We start from the raw sequence: 14,255 nt of genomic DNA, 5'->3' as shown, positions 1-14,255 counted from the left end.
GGCTTCGGCGGCGGCCGCGGTCTTCCGGGTGCGGCTCGGCTTGGCCTCCGTCTCCGTCTCGGCCGCCTCCGGCGCGACGGTGGCCGTCTTGCGGGTGCGGCGCGGCTTGGTCTCCGCTTCCGCCTCGGGGGTCTCCGGCGTGACCGGCTCCGCCGCCTTGCGGGTGCGGCGGCGCGGCTTGGCCTCCTCCGGGGCCTCGGCCGCGGCCACGGCCGGCTCCGCCTCGGCGACCGGCTCGGCGGCCTTGCGCGTACGGCGGCGCGGCTTGGTCTCCGTCACCGGAGCGGCCTCCGCCACCGGAGCCTCCGCGACCACGGGCTCGGCCACCGGGGCCGTGGCCTCCACCGGCTCGGCCGCCGCCGGCTTCCGCGTGCGACGGCGGCGCGGCTTCTCCGGGGCCTCCTCCACGGCGGGCGCCTCCGCCACCGCGGCCACCGGCTCCGCGACGGGAGCCTCCACCGCGGCCACCGGCTCGACGACGGGCGTCTCCTCGGTCGCCGTGGCGGCCGTCACCGGCTGCGCGGGCGTTCCACCGCGCGTACGGCGACGGCGGCGCGGGGTACGGGTCGTGGCCTCCGCCTCGGCCTCGTCCGTCCCGGCGGCCTCGGCGGCCGGCGCGGAGACGGCGGGGGCGGCGTCCAGCGGCGCTCCGCCGCGCGTACGGCGGCGCCGGCGCGGCGTACGGGCCGGACGCTCACGCTCGGCCGCCGGGGCACCGCGGTCGTCACGGCCACCGCGGTCGTCACGCCCACCACGGTCGTCACGTCCACCACGGCCACGGCCGCGCGCGCCTCGTCCGCCGGTCTCGCCCAGGTCCTCCAGCACCTCCGCGTCCAGACCGGCACGGGTCCGCTCGGAGCGCGGCAGGACGCCCTTGGTGCCCGCGGGGATGCCGAGGTCGGAGAACAGGTGCGGAGAGCTGGAGTACGTCTCCACCGGGTCGTTGAAGTCCAGCTCCAGCGCCTTGTTGATCAGCTGCCAGCGCGGGATGTCGTCCCAGTCGACGAACGTGATCGCCGTACCCTTGGCGCCCGCCCGGCCCGTACGGCCGACGCGGTGCAGGTAGGTCTTCTCGTCCTCGGGGGACTGGTAGTTGATGACGTGGGTCACGCCCTCGACGTCGATGCCGCGCGCGGCGACGTCGGTGCAGACCAGGACGTCGACCTTGCCGTTGCGGAAGGCGCGCAGCGCCTGCTCGCGGGCGCCCTGGCCGAGGTCGCCGTGGACCGCGCCGGAGGCGAACCCGCGCCGCTGGAGCTGCTCGGCGATGTCGGCGGCCGTCCGCTTCGTGCGGCAGAAGATCATCGCGAGTCCGCGGCCCTCGGCCTGGAGGATGCGGGCGACCATCTCCGGCTTGTCCATGTTGTGCGCGCGGTACACGAACTGCTTGATGTTCGCGACCGTGGCGCCCTCGTCGTCCGGCGCGGTGGCGCGGATGTGCGTGGGCCGGGACATGTAGCGGCGCGCGAGGCCGATGACGGCGCCCGGCATGGTGGCCGAGAACAGCATCGTCTGCCGCTTGGCCGGCAGCATGCCGATGATCTTCTCGACGTCGGGCAGGAAGCCCAGGTCGAGCATCTCGTCGGCCTCGTCGAGGACCAGGCACTTGACGTGCTTCAGGTCCAGCTTCTTCTGGCCCGCGAGGTCGAGCAGCCGGCCCGGGGTGCCGACGACGACGTCGACGCCCTTCTTCAGGGCCTCGACCTGCGGCTCGTACGCCCGGCCGCCGTAGATCGCGACCACGCGGACGTTGCGGACCTTGCCCGCCGTCAGCAGGTCGTTGGTGACCTGGGTGCACAGCTCGCGCGTGGGGACGACGACGAGGGCCTGCGGGGCGTCGGTGAGGTCGCCGGGGGCGGCGCGTCCGGCCTCCACGTCGGCGGGGACGGTGACGCGCTCGAGGAGCGGGAGGCCGAAGCCCAGCGTCTTGCCGGTGCCGGTCTTGGCCTGGCCGATGACGTCCGTGCCGGACAGGGCGACGGGGAGCGTCATCTCCTGGATGGGGAAGGGGTTGATGATGCCGACGGCTTCCAGGGCCTCGGCGGTCTCGGGAAGGATTCCGAGTTCACGAAACGTCGTAGTCAGGGTGCTGCCTCTTCTGTGTGTGCGGTGCGAGGCGAGCGCGGGGGTCATGTCTGACCGTGCCGGGGACGTCGGCCGCCGTACGGGCGAACCACTCGGGCAAGCCGTAAGACACGGGACCTCTGCCGACGCTCTAGCGCTCGTACCGCTGAGGGTCTCTCCCGTTGTCGCACGGTCAGAGCCGTACGGTCGTGGGGAGCTGTCGGGTCGGAGCCGATCGGGCCACCGACCGGGCATCCTCATGCGTGCGGCCTGTCGGACACGTCGAACACCGTCGACGCACTCAGCAGGCGCATTACCACCATACCCCGGATCGGCGCACATGCGACGGCCGATTCGGTCACGTAGTCGTGGTCACAGTGATCGGCGGGTGCATCACGGTGATCGGCCGAGGGCTTGAGCGAGCCGCCGAGCGGGCTATTGTGCGCCTCATGAGTAGCTCTGACAAGCCTGAGAACGCGTCCGCCGAACCCTCCGGACCCACCGGTGTCGCCGCCCAGGACTGGGCGCAGGCGTCCGCCGACCCGCAGTACCGCGCCGCCGTCGTGGACCTGCTCGGCGCGCTCGCCTACGGAGAGCTCGCGGCGTTCGAGCGGCTCGCGGAGGACGCCAAGCTGGCGCCGACCCTCGCGGACAAGGCGGAGCTGGCGAAGATGGCCTCGGCCGAGTTCCACCACTTCGAACGGCTGCGGGACCGGCTGACCGGGATCGGCGAGGAGCCGACGGCCGCCATGGACCCGTTCGTGGCCGCGCTCGACGGCTTCCACCGCCAGACCGCGCCCTCGGACTGGCTGGAGGGCCTGGTCAAGGCCTACGTCGGCGACTCGATCGCGAGCGACTTCTACCGGGAGGTCGCGGCCCGCCTCGACTCCGACACGCGTGAGCTGGTGCTCTCGGTGCTGGACGACACCGGGCATGCCGGGTTCGCGGTGGAGAAGGTGCGGGCCGCCATCGACGCCGACCCGCGCGTGGGCGGCCGGCTGGCGCTGTGGGCGCGGCGGCTGATGGGCGAGGCGCTGTCGCAGTCCCAGCGGGTGGTCGCCGAGCGGGACGCGCTGTCCACGATGCTCGTGGGGGGTGTGGCCGACGGCTTCGACCTCGCCGAGGTCGGGCGGATGTTCTCGCGGATCACCGAGGCGCACACGAAGCGGATGGCCGCGCTGGGGCTCGCGGCCTGAGCGGCGGCCGCCCCTCGGCACCGTGCGCCGGGGCGGCGGGGCCTTACGCCGGCGCCGACCGGCGGCGCAGGCGGCCCGCCGGGCGCAGCAGCAGGGACAGCGACGCCACCGAGACGACCGCGGCGCCCAGCAGGCTGAGCAGCGCGGTGCCGGGGCCCAGGGCGGTACGGGTGACGAAGTCGCCGAAGAGGGCTCCGGCGACGCCCGTCGAGTACACCAGCGGGCGGGCCGGCAGGCGGTGGGCGAGGCGGTACGCCCCCGCCCAGGCGAGGAGCAGACCGAGCACGGCGGAGCCGAGCGCTTCGTAGATCATGTCGGGGGTTCCTCCCACGGCCGGTCCGGCTCGACGGTTGTAGCCCGTCATACCCGTGACCTGCGGATTGCAATCCTTGGCTGTGGAGAAGTTGTGCTCCGTACGTGTGTGCGGACCCTACGGCGAACGGGCGCGGGAGGCACGCGAAGGGCCCGGCGGCACACGGCCGCCGGGCCCTTCGCGACGCCTGCGGTTCAGAGCGTGCCGAAACCCACCTTGCGCACGGTCGGCTCGCCGATCTCCACGTAGGCCAGCCGGTCCGTCGGCACCAGGACCTTGCGGCCCTTCTCGTCCTGGAGGCTGAGCAGCCCCGTCTTGCCGGCCAGCGCCTCGGCGACGATGCCCTCGACCTCCTCGACGCTCTGACCGCTCTCCAGAACGATCTCGCGGGGCGCGTGCTGCACGCCGATCTTGACCTCCACGGCTATGTCCCTCCGACGGTCAGTGATGTGCGCGATCAACCGCGCCGTACCCAGCACACATTAGCCCGGTGAGGGGACCCGTACGCCGCGGGACGGAACGCCACGAGCGAACACCGGGCGGGAACAAAGCGCGCACGCGCCCGGCGCGCCCGGCCGCAACACCGGTCAGTGGTGCTCGGTGCCGTGCAGCGGGAAGCCGGCGATGCCCCGCCAGGCCAGCGAGGCCAGCAACTGCACCGCCTGGTCGCGCGGGACGCTGCGGTCGCTGTGCAGCCACGAACGGGCGACCACCTGGGCGAGTCCGCCGAGGCCGGAGGCGAGCAGCATCGATTCCGCCCGGGACAGGCCGGTGTCCTCGGCGATGACGTCGCAGATCGCCTCGGCGCACTCGTTGGTGACCTTGTCCACGCGCTCGCGCACCGCGGGCTCGTTCGTCAGGTCGGACTCGAAGACCAGCCGGAAGGCCCCGCCGTCGTCCTCCACGTAGGCGAAATAGGCGTCCATGGTCGCCCGGACGCGCTGCTTGTTGTCGGTCGTCGAGGCGAGCGCGCCGCGCACGGCCTGGATCAGCGACTCGCAGTGCTGGTCCAGCAGCGCCAGATAAAGGTCGAGCTTGCCGGGGAAGTGCTGGTAGAGCACCGGCTTGCTCACGCCGGCCCGCTCGGCGATGTCGTCCATCGCCGCGGCGTGGTAGCCCTGCGCGACGAAAACCTCCTGAGCGGCGCCCAGCAACTGGTTCCGCCGGGCTCGGCGCGGCAGACGCGTGCCCCGCGGGCGTGCTGCCTCAGTCTGCTCGATGGCTGTCACGCCGCCTCCCAAAGTCGTCCACATGCGGTCTCGGCCGCGCGGCCATCGTACTTTTCGGTAACAGTGGTGTGCGCGGTGCGAGCGCAGAATTTCACGTACCGGACGACGGCGAAAGCCGTGCGGCACCCTCAGGAGGCCGGTCGCGGGCCCGGGGCGGGCGGCCGGGCGTCCCGCGAGGTCAGCGGTAGTCGTCCTCGTCGAGCGCGACCACGCGTGCCTGCTCCACGAGATCGGCCTCGTTCCCGCGGTCCGGGTCCACGCCCGTCAGGGGGTCGTCGCGGTCCGGGGCGATGTCGGCGTGCTGCTCGGCCGCGTCCACCTCGGGTGCCTCCACACCGAACTCCGTCACCGCGTCGGCCTCCAGGTCGTCGATGTCCTCGAACGCGTCGGGCTCTGTGGGGTCATAGGCCATGGTGGGCTCCCTTCCTACGAACGTCCCTGGAAACAGCAGGGGCCACACGCGGGTGCCCTCTGTACGAGCCTAGGAGACTGCTGATCCGGACGCCATGCCGTCAGGCCCGTTCGCTGTCCGGTTCTCCGTCCGAATACGGTTCACTCTGTGACGGCGAACACATGAATCCGGACGTGATCACCTCGTAACATTGCCGCATGCCTTCGACCGAGTCGCCGTCCGTGCCGGCCGCCAGTGTTCTTCCCCGAGTGGCGCCCGTCCGGGTCGGTGACGGCGAACGGCTGCGGTCCGTGGGGCTGCCCGGGGTCACGCTGACGATCCGGTCCCGGCAGCCGGCGCGCGAGGGCCTGCCGCCCGCGCTGTACGTCCACGGGCTCGGCGGCTCCTCGCAGAACTGGTCGTCGCTCATGGCCGAGCTGGACGGCGTCGTGGACAGCGAGGCGGTCGACCTGCCGGGCTTCGGCGACTCCCCGCCCCCGGACGACGGCGACTACTCCGTCACCGGGCATGCGCGCGCGGTGATCCGCCATCTCGACGCGGCCGGCCGCGGCCCCGTCCACCTCTTCGGCAACTCCCTCGGCGGCGCGGTCGCCACGCGCGTGGCCGCCGTGCGCCCCGACCTCGTCCGCACCCTCACCCTCGTCTCGCCCGCCCTGCCGGAGCTGCGCATCCAGCGCACCGCGGTGCCCACGGGACTGCTCGGCGTGCCCGGGATCGCGGCCCTGTTCACCCGGCTCACCAGGGAATGGACCCCCGAGCAGCGGGTGCGCGGGGTGATGGGGCTCTGCTACGGCGACCCGGGGCGGGTGACGCCCGAGGCGTTCCAGCAGGCCGTGGAGGAGCTGGAGCGGCGGCTGCGGCTGCCGTACTTCTGGGACGCGATGGCCCGTTCCGCGCGCGGCATCGTGAACGCTTACACGCTGGGCGGCCAGCACGGGCTGTGGCGCCAGGCCGAACGGGTGCTGGCCCCCACCCTGCTGGTCTACGGCGGCCGGGACCAGCTCGTCGGCTTCCGCATGGCCCGCAAGGCCGCCCGGGCCTTCGGCCGCTCCCGGCTGGTGACCCTGCCGGACGCCGGGCACGTGGCGATGATGGAGTACCCCGACGTGGTCGCCGGCGCCTTCCGGGAACTGCTCGCGCAGCCGCCCGGCAGCGACGGCACCGCCCCGGGCGCGAGGAGCTGACGGCCAGGGTGGGACGCCACAGCCGCCGCGGACCGGCCCCCAGGACCGAGACGACGGACATAACCGCGGAACGCACCGGCGGGCACGGCAACCGTGCCGACGGCCGGCAGGACACCGCCCCGGGGCCGCGGCCCGACCGGGGCGGGTCGGCGGCCGGTGCGCCGACGCCGGGCCCGTCCGACGGCACTCCGGCCGAGGGCGCCCCGAGGCGCGCGGGCGGTACCCCGGCCGAGGGTGTTCCCGGGCCCGCGGGCGGTGCCCCGGCCCAGGGCACGCCATGGACTTCCGCCGGTGCTCCGGCGACCGCTGCGACCGGCCGCCCCGACGGGGCCGCCGGTCGCCGGGGCGCGCGGCGGCGGCCCGGCGGCGCGCCCGGGCAGGGCGCGCCCCGGTCCTCGGGCGGCACCCCGGCACAGGACACGCCCCCGTCCTCCGGGGGCTCCCCCGCGCGCGGTGTGCCGAGCCGTCCCGAAGGTGATTCCGCGCGGGGCGGACACCCCGAGCAGCGGGAAGCCGGGGGCGGCTGGGGGGAGTTCGCCGGCCGGTCCGGCCGCCCGGCCCCGCCCGACGGGGCCGCCGGCCGTGGTGGCTCGCGCGCTCCCGGCACCACCCCCGCGCACGGCGCGTCCAGGGGGTCCGGCGCCGCGACCGGGAACGGTGTGCCCGCGACCGCCGACGGCGGCAGGCCCGGGGTGGTGCTGCCCCGGCAGCGGAAGGCGGGGGCGGAGGGCGGTTCCGGGCGCGGCCCGGGATCCGGCCCCCGGCGGCGACAGACGGGGCCGGACGGTGGTGCCGGGCGTCGTTCAGGGACCGGGTCCGGCCCTCGGCAGGAGTACCTCGAAGCCTTCGACGGCGCCGGCCCGCGCGGTGCGCGGCGCGGGGAAACCGACGGCGTTCCGGCCGGCCCGGGCCCCGGCTCCGCGCCCCGTACCGCCGGGCAGCCGGACGAGCCGTCGCGGCCGCCCGGCTCCGCCGTGCCCGCGCAGCGCGGCGCCAAGGGGCGGGCGTTCGCCGGCATCGCGGCGGCCGCCGTCACCACCGTGCTCGCGGTGATCGTCGCCGGCCAGGTCGCCAAGACGCGGGACGACGGCGACGTACGGTCCCGGTCCGCCACCGGCCAGGCCCACGGCACCCGTGCCTCCGGCAAGCCCGCGCCCGCGGCCGTACCGAGTCCGGCACCGCTGACGTACGAGCAGAAGATGAGCCGGACCTACCCGCTCGGCCCCGGCCTGAGCGGCGGGTCGGGGAAGTTCGACGTCGTGCCCGGGTTCGACAGGGCGCCCGGTACGGGGCAGAAGTACCGCTACCGCGTCGATGTCGAGCAGGGCCTCGGACTGGACGGCGCGCTGTTCGCCGAGGCCGTGCAGAGGACCCTGAACGACCGGCGCAGCTGGGCCCACGGCGGCGCGCGCACCTTCGAGCGCATCTCCTCCGGCACGCCCGACTTCGTGATCACGCTGGCCAGCCCCGGCACCACCGCCAAGTGGTGCGCCATGTCCGGTCTGGACACGACCGAGGACAACGTTTCCTGCGACTCGGCCTCGACCGAACGCGTCATGATCAATGGGTACCGGTGGGCTCAGGGAAGCAGGACGTACGGTGACCGGATCCATGCGTACCGGCAGATGTTGATCAACCACGAGGTCGGTCACCGGCTCGGCCACGGACACGTCACCTGCCAGAAGGACGGCGAGCTGGCGCCCGTGATGCAGCAGCAGACCAAGTTCCTGGACCACGACGGGATCCACTGCCGGGCCAACGCCTGGCCGTACCCCGGGAGTTGACGTGCACCGCTTATGTCACATTGACATAAGCCCGCATGTTCATTCATATTTCTGCGCATGTGGTCCCGTCACGCCGTCCCTGCGAGCGCCTCCATCGAGCTGGCGCTCATCGGCGTGACCGCACTCTGCGTGGCCGACATCCACTGTCGCTGACGGCGCCTCCCCCGGCGTTCGCGTCGCGACCGTTCGCTCCATCCCTCCGTGACCGTGTCACGGATTTTTCGACGACCCGACGCCGGGGCCGACGTCTGTCCGCAGTCGTCTCACTCCTCGTCCGCATGTCTCACGTGTCGAGAAAACCTCGATCCACCCGTCGAGAAGTACTCGATCAACCTTGATCACCTTCCTGATCAACCTGACTCGTCATCCCGAGAGGTCGTCATTCCGATGCGTCAACCGTCCGTCAGAGCGCGCCGCGTGGCAGCGGCATCCGTCAGCCTGGTCGTGGCAGCGGGCGTCGCCGCCTGTGGCCCGGAGGACAGCGATGCCAAGGCTTCCGGTGGCGACGTGGCGCCCCACAAGGGCGGCACGCTCACGATCCTGAACTCCCAGCCGCAGAGCGACTTCGACCCCGCGCGCCTGTACACCTCCGGCGGCGGAAACGTCCCCTCGCTGGTCTTCCGCACCCTCACCACGCGCAACCGCGAGAACGGCGAGGCCGGCGCGAAGGTCGTCCCGGACCTCGCCACCGACACCGGACGCCCCAACAAGGACGCGACCGTGTGGACGTACACCCTGAAGAAGGGCCTCAAGTACGAGGACGGCACGCCGATCACCTCGGCCGACATCAAGTACGGCATCGAGCGCTCCTTCGCCCCCGAACTCTCCGGCGGCGCCCCCTACCTGCGGGACTGGCTGGTCGGCGCCGCCGACTACCAGGGGCCGTACAAGGACAAGAAGGGTCTCGCCGCGATCGAGACGCCGGACGAGCGGACCATCGTCTTCCACCTGGACAAGCCCGAGGGCGAGTTCCCGTACCTGGCCACGCAGACGCAGTTCACCCCGGTGCCCAAGGGCAAGGACACCGGCACCAAGTACGAGTCGCACCCGGTCTCCTCCGGCCCGTACAAGGTCGTCAAGAACGAGAACGACGGCGAGCACCTCGTCCTGGAGCGCAACCCCAACTGGTCGGCGGCGACCGACGCCGAGCGCAAGGCGTACCCGGACACCATCGACGTGCGCTCCGGCCTCGACTCCTCGGTGATCAACCAGCGGCTGTCCGCGTCCCAGGGCGCGGACGCCGCCGCCGTCACCACCGACACCAACCTCGGCCCCGCCGAACTCGCCAAGGTGAGCGGCGACAAGGCACTGGCCGCGCGCGTGGGCACCGGCCACTTCGGCTACACCAACTACCTCGCGTTCAACCCCGAGGTGAAGCCGTTCGACGACCCCAGGGTGCGCCAGGCGATCGCGTACGCCATCGACCGCTCCTCCGTGGTCAACGCGGCCGGCGGCAGCGCCCTCGCCGAACCCGCCACCACCTTCCTGCCCGACCAGAAGTCCTTCGGCCACACGCCGTACGACCCGTTCCCGGCCGGCCGGTCGGGCAACCCGGCGAAGGCCAGGGAACTGCTCGCGCAGGCCGGTCACAAGAACGGCCTCACCATCACGCTGACCCACTCCAACAGCAAGGACTTCGAGACCAGCCCGGAGATCGCCACCGCCGTCCAGGACGCGCTGAAGAAGGCGGGCATCACGGTCAGGCTCCAGGGCCTGGAGGACAACGACTACCGGGACAAGGTCCACAGCGTGAAGACCGAGCCGGGCCTCTTCCTCGCCCACTGGGGTGCGGACTGGCCGTCCGGCGGCCCCTTCCTCGCGCCCATCTTCGACGGCCGGCAGATCGTCAAGGACGGAGCGAACTTCAACTCGGGTCTGCTGAACGACAAGTCGGTCAACGACGAGATCGACGCGATCAACAAGCTGACCGACCTCGACGCCGCCGCTCGGCGCTGGGGTGCGCTGGACAAGAAGATCGGCGAGAAGGCCCTCGTCGTGCCGCTGTTCCACCCGGTCTACAAGCGCCTGTACGGCAAGGACGTCAAGAACGTCGTCATCAGCGACTGGACCGGTGTCCTGGACGTCTCCCAGATCGCGGTGAAGTAGCGCCGTGAGCGAGGCACTCGTCGCCGTCGAGACCGCCGGGACGGACACCACCGTCCCGGCGGTCTCGGGGGCCCGCCAGTTCTGGCGGCGGCTGCGGGCGCAGCGCGCCGCCCTCGTCGCCGCCGTCGTCGTCGCACTGCTCGTCCTGGTCGCGCTCGCCGCGCCGCTGCTCACCGCCGTCGAGGGCCAGGACCCCACCACCTACCACCCCGCCCTGATCGACTCCGCCCGCGGCGGCGTGCCCATCGGCTCCCTCGGCGGCGCGAGCGCCGACCACTGGCTGGGCGTCGAGCCGCAGACCGGCCGTGACCTGTTCGCCCGGCTGGTCTACGGCGCGCGGGTCTCGCTCGGTGTGTCGCTGGGCGCCACGCTGGTCCAGGTCCTCCTCGGCGTCGCCGTGGGCATGGCCGCCGGACTGGGCAACCGCTGGGTGGACCTGGTGCTGAGCCGGATCACCGACATCTTCGTCGCGATGCCCCTGATGATCATGGCGCTGGCGCTGCTGGCCGTCGCGCCCGACGGCTTCCCGCGCCCGGTCCTGGTCGCGCTGATCCTCTCCCTGGTCTCCGGGTGGTCCACGATGGCGAAGATGGTGCGCGCGCAGACGCTCGCCCTGAAGAACCTCGACTACGTCTCGGCGTCCCGGCTCAGCGGCTGGAGCACCTGGCGCACCGCCGTACGCGAACTCCTCCCGGGCCTCGCCGCGCCGGTCATCACCTACGCCGCGCTGCTGGTCCCGGCGAACATCAGCGCCGAGGCGGCCTTGTCCTTCCTCGGCGTCGGCGTGCAGCCGCCCACCCCCTCGTGGGGCCAGATGCTCACCTCCGCCGACGTCTGGTACGAGGCCGCCCCGCAGTACCTGCTGCTGCCCGCCCTCGCCCTGTTCGTGACCGTGTTCGCCATGACCGTCCTCGGTGACGGCGTCCGCGTCGCCCTCGACCCGCGCGCCGCCTCCCGGCTGCGCATCGGCACCGGCCGCAAGCGGGAGGCCCGCGCCGAGGCGGCCCCGGCGAACACCCCGCCCGGCGACGGGACCGCCGTCGCGGACCCCGCGCCGCGGAAGGAGGAGAGGGCGTGAACGGCTTCACCGGTTTCGTCCTGCGCCGCCTCGTCGGCGCCCTGATCACCCTGTTCGTGCTCTCGGTGATCATCTACGTCGTCTTCTACGTCACCCCCGGCAACGTCGCCCAGATCACCTGCGGCCCGCGCTGCTCCCCGGCCCAGGTCCACCAGGTGGCCCAGCAACTCCACCTCGACGACCCGCTGTACGTGCGCTACTGGCACTTCCTCCAGGGCGTCTTCGTGGGCCAGGACTACTCCACGGGCACCTCCGTGGAGCACTGCGCGGCGCCCTGCCTGGGCGAGTCGTACCAGAGCGGCCGGCAGGTCACCGACATCATCTGGACCAAGCTGCCGGTGAGCTTCTCGCTGGTGCTCGGCGCGATGGTGATCTGGCTGCTGCTCGGCGTCGGCACCGGCGTGCTGTCCGCCTGGCGGCGCGGCCGCCTCTCCGAGCGCGTGCTGACCGCGATCACCCTCGCGGGCGTCGCCACCCCCGTCTTCGTCATCGGCCTGGTCCTGATGATCGTCGTCTGCGGAGAACTCCGGCTGCTGCCCTTCCCGCAGTACGTCAACTTCACCGACGACCCCGAACAGTGGGCGTGGAACCTGCTGCTGCCCTGGCTGTCCCTCGCCCTCATCGAGGCGGCCAACTTCGCCCGGCTGACCCGGGCGTCGATGCTGGAGACCCTGGCCGAGGACCACATCCGCACCTTCCGCGCCTACGGCGTCGCCGAACGCGCGGTGATCGCCCGGCACGCCCTGCGCGGCGCGACGGCCTCCGTCATCGCCCTCAACGCGGTCACCTTCGGCTCGGCCATCGGCGGCGCCGTGCTCACCGAGACCCTGTTCGGCCTGCCCGGCATCGGCCAGGAACTGGTGCACGCGGTCAAGGTCGTCGACCTGCCGGTGGTCGTCGGGATGGTCCTGGTGACCGGCTTCTTCGTGGTCCTCGCCAACGCCGTCGCGGACGTCCTGTACGCGGTGGCCGACCGACGGGTGGTGCTCGCATGAGCCTGGTGGAAGTGACGGACCTGACCGTCGAGTTCGGCCCCCTGCGCGCCGTCGACGGCCTCTCCTTCAGCCTGGCGGAGGGCGCCGCCCTCGCCCTGGTCGGCGAGTCCGGCTCCGGCAAGTCCACGGTCGCCGGCGCCCTGCTGGGCCTGCACCGGGGCACCGGCGCCCGGGTCGGCGGCGCGGTCCGGGTGGCCGGCACCGACGTCCGGGCGGCCTCCGACGAGGAACTGCGCCGGCTGCGCGGCGCCAAGGCGGCCATGGTCTTCCAGGACCCGCTGTCCTCGCTCGACCCGTACTACGCGATCGGCGACCAGATCGCCGAGGTCTACCGCGTCCACGCCCGCGTGTCGCGCCGCGCCGCACGCGCGCGTGCCGTGGAGGTGCTGGACCGGGTCGGCATCCCGGACGCGGCCCGGCGGGCCCGGTCCCGGCCGCACGAGTTCAGCGGCGGCATGCGCCAGCGCGCCCTCATCGCCATGGCCCTCGCCGGCGAGCCGGACCTGCTGATCGCCGACGAGCCGACCACCGCACTCGACGTCACCGTCCAGGCCCAGATCCTCGACCTGCTGCACACCCTGCGCACGGAGACCGGCATGGGCCTGCTGCTCGTCACCCACGACGTGGGCGTGGCCGCCGAGAGCGTGGACGACATCCTCGTCATGCGGCACGGCAGGGCCGTCGAACGCGGCCCGGTCGGCGCCGTCCTCGCCGCGCCCGCCGAGCCGTACACCCGCGAACTGCTCGACGCGGTCCCGCGCGTGGACGCCCGCCGGACCGGCTCCCCGGCCACCGACGAGGTCGTGCTGGAGGCCACCGGGGTGCGGCGCGAGTTCGGGCGCGGCAAGCGGGCGTTCGCGGCCGTGGACGACGTCTCGGTGACCGTCCGGCGCGGGGAGACCCTCGGCGTGGTCGGCGAGAGCGGCAGCGGCAAGACCACGCTCGGCCGCATGCTGGTCGGACTGCTGGAGCCGACCGCCGGCGAGATCCGCTACGCCGGGCGCCCGCACACCGGGGTGAACCCGGCCGTCCAGATGGTCTTCCAGGACCCCGTCTCCTCCCTCAACCCCCGGCGCGGCATCGGCGAGTCCATCGCCGACCCGCTGCGCGCACGCGGTGAACGCGACGAGGAGCGCATCCGGGGGCGGGTGTCGGAACTGCTGGAGCGCGTGGGGCTCGACCGGGCGCACTACGACCGCTACCCGCACGAGTTCAGCGGCGGGCAGCGCCAGCGGGTCGGCATCGCACGGGCGCTCGCCGCCGAGCCGCGCGCCCTCGTCTGCGACGAGCCGGTCTCCGCGCTCGACGTCACCACCCAGGCCCAGGTGGTCGCCCTGCTCGGCGAACTCCAGCGGGAACTCGGCCTGGCGCTGGTCTTCATCGCGCACGACCTCGCCGTCGTCCGCCAGGTCAGCGACCGGGTCGCGGTGATGCGGCACGGCCGGCTCGTCGAGTACGGGCCCGCCGACGAGGTCTACGACAGCCCACGCGAGCCGTACACCCGGCAGCTCCTGGCCGCCGTACCCGCCCTCGACCCGGAACTGGCGGCCCGGCGGCGCGCCGCCCGACGCGAGCCGGCGGCGGCCTAGCGTCCGGCTCCGAAGCCCGCCCCCGCACGCCGTCACGTGCCGCGTCCGCGCGCTCACCGTGTGACGCATTAGCGCGGCCGAACGTGACCCGCCCGCGAAAGTTACGAGCGTTCACCCCTTTTGGTGGGGGGGGGGGGGGGGGGGGGGGGGGGAGGGGGGGGAGGGGTAGGGGGGGGGGGGGGGGGGGGGGGGGGGGGGGGGGGAGTGGAGGGGGGGGTGGGGGGGGGGGGGGGAGGGGGCTGGAGAGAGGCGTTCCCGCTGCTGGCGCGGGTGTACCCGGACCTATTCGACTACGCGGCGGAGGA

13 protein-coding genes are annotated in these 14,255 nt (G+C 73.3%); 8 read left to right on the top strand and 5 right to left on the bottom strand.

What is annotated here, in order from left to right; translation table 11 throughout:
• The coding region (locus ACZ63H_RS11755; RefSeq protein WP_469863878.1) for a DEAD/DEAH box helicase at positions 1-2,133 on the bottom strand (2,133 nt) is incomplete at its 3' end.
• 380 nt (positions 2,134-2,513) lie between these two features.
• Here ACZ63H_RS11755 and ACZ63H_RS11750 point away from each other — a divergent pair.
• Entirely contained in the window at positions 2,514-3,260 is a 747-nt protein-coding gene (locus ACZ63H_RS11750; RefSeq protein WP_467933412.1) for a ferritin-like fold-containing protein, read from the top strand.
• Between the two features lie 43 nt (positions 3,261-3,303).
• Here the strand turns inward: ACZ63H_RS11750 and ACZ63H_RS11745 are convergent, their stop codons facing one another.
• From ACZ63H_RS11745 to ACZ63H_RS11730, 4 genes are all read right to left on the bottom strand, one after another.
• Positions 3,304-3,573 carry a hypothetical protein gene (locus ACZ63H_RS11745; RefSeq protein WP_469863876.1) on the bottom strand — a complete coding sequence of 90 codons (270 nt, stop codon included), beginning with the start codon at positions 3,571-3,573 and terminating at the stop codon, positions 3,304-3,306.
• A 194-nt stretch (positions 3,574-3,767) separates the two neighbouring features.
• Positions 3,768-3,995, bottom strand: coding sequence for a DUF3107 domain-containing protein (locus tag ACZ63H_RS11740; protein WP_387508793.1), 228 nt, complete (start codon positions 3,993-3,995; stop codon positions 3,768-3,770).
• 165 nt (positions 3,996-4,160) lie between these two features.
• On the bottom strand, positions 4,161-4,802 hold the full coding sequence (locus ACZ63H_RS11735; RefSeq protein ID WP_030787897.1) for a TetR/AcrR family transcriptional regulator: 642 nt from the start codon (positions 4,800-4,802) through the stop codon (positions 4,161-4,163).
• Positions 4,803-4,980: 178 nt separating this feature from the next.
• Positions 4,981-5,214, bottom strand: a complete 234-nt coding sequence (locus ACZ63H_RS11730; RefSeq protein WP_469863874.1) for a hypothetical protein — start codon at positions 5,212-5,214, stop codon at positions 4,981-4,983.
• Between the two features lie 197 nt (positions 5,215-5,411).
• On the opposite strand from ACZ63H_RS11730, the gene ACZ63H_RS11725 reads away from it, so the two are divergent.
• The 7 genes from ACZ63H_RS11725 (at position 5,412) to ACZ63H_RS11695 (ending at position 13,950) form a co-directional block, all read left to right on the top strand.
• Positions 5,412-6,398, top strand: a complete 987-nt coding sequence (locus ACZ63H_RS11725; RefSeq protein ID WP_469863872.1) for an alpha/beta fold hydrolase — start codon at positions 5,412-5,414, stop codon at positions 6,396-6,398.
• A gap of 974 nt (positions 6,399-7,372) precedes the next feature.
• The gene (locus ACZ63H_RS11720; protein ID WP_469863870.1) at positions 7,373-8,182 is read left to right on the top strand and encodes a DUF3152 domain-containing protein; all 810 of its coding nucleotides are present in this window, start codon (positions 7,373-7,375) and stop codon (positions 8,180-8,182) included.
• A gap of 57 nt (positions 8,183-8,239) precedes the next feature.
• Positions 8,240-8,335, top strand: coding sequence for an Ms4533A family Cys-rich leader peptide (locus ACZ63H_RS11715; protein ID WP_358690659.1), 96 nt, complete (start codon positions 8,240-8,242; stop codon positions 8,333-8,335).
• Between the two features lie 234 nt (positions 8,336-8,569).
• A complete protein-coding gene (locus tag ACZ63H_RS11710; RefSeq protein WP_469863868.1) occupies positions 8,570-10,288 on the top strand; it encodes an ABC transporter substrate-binding protein in 1,719 nt (572 codons plus the stop codon).
• A gap of 4 nt (positions 10,289-10,292) precedes the next feature.
• Positions 10,293-11,366 (top strand): ABC transporter permease, encoded by a 1,074-nt coding sequence (locus ACZ63H_RS11705; RefSeq protein ID WP_469863866.1) that lies wholly within the window; start codon positions 10,293-10,295, stop codon positions 11,364-11,366.
• Positions 11,363-12,361: an ABC transporter permease gene (locus ACZ63H_RS11700; protein WP_469863864.1), complete on the top strand. Its 999-nt coding sequence runs from the start codon at positions 11,363-11,365 to the stop codon at positions 12,359-12,361. The genes ACZ63H_RS11705 and ACZ63H_RS11700 overlap by 4 nt, the downstream gene beginning before the upstream one ends.
• On the top strand, positions 12,358-13,950 hold the full coding sequence (locus tag ACZ63H_RS11695) for a dipeptide ABC transporter ATP-binding protein (protein WP_469863862.1): 1,593 nt from the start codon (positions 12,358-12,360) through the stop codon (positions 13,948-13,950). The genes ACZ63H_RS11700 and ACZ63H_RS11695 overlap by 4 nt, the downstream gene beginning before the upstream one ends.
• Positions 13,951-14,255: the final 305 nt, after the last annotated feature.

The organism is Streptomyces sp. NPDC104831 (genome assembly GCF_055583025.1).
Note: the sequence above shows the minus strand (reverse complement) of the source record. Positions and strands in the feature narration are given on the sequence as shown.

Bases quoted from the DNA above. Each gene is read 5' to 3' on its own strand.
- ACZ63H_RS11745 (WP_469863876.1), bottom strand. From the start codon at position 3,573: ATGATCTACGAAGCGCTCGGCTCCGCCGTGCTCGGTCTGCTCCTCGCC.
- ACZ63H_RS11725 (WP_469863872.1), top strand. From the start codon at position 5,412: ATGCCTTCGACCGAGTCGCCGTCCGTGCCGGCCGCCAGTGTTCTTCCC.
- ACZ63H_RS11750 (WP_467933412.1), top strand. From the start codon at position 2,514: ATGAGTAGCTCTGACAAGCCTGAGAACGCGTCCGCCGAACCCTCCGGA.
- ACZ63H_RS11710 (WP_469863868.1), top strand. From the start codon at position 8,570: ATGCGTCAACCGTCCGTCAGAGCGCGCCGCGTGGCAGCGGCATCCGTC.
- ACZ63H_RS11730 (WP_469863874.1), bottom strand. From the start codon at position 5,214: ATGGCCTATGACCCCACAGAGCCCGACGCGTTCGAGGACATCGACGAC.
- ACZ63H_RS11715 (WP_358690659.1), top strand. From the start codon at position 8,240: ATGTGGTCCCGTCACGCCGTCCCTGCGAGCGCCTCCATCGAGCTGGCG.
- ACZ63H_RS11695 (WP_469863862.1), top strand. From the start codon at position 12,358: ATGAGCCTGGTGGAAGTGACGGACCTGACCGTCGAGTTCGGCCCCCTG.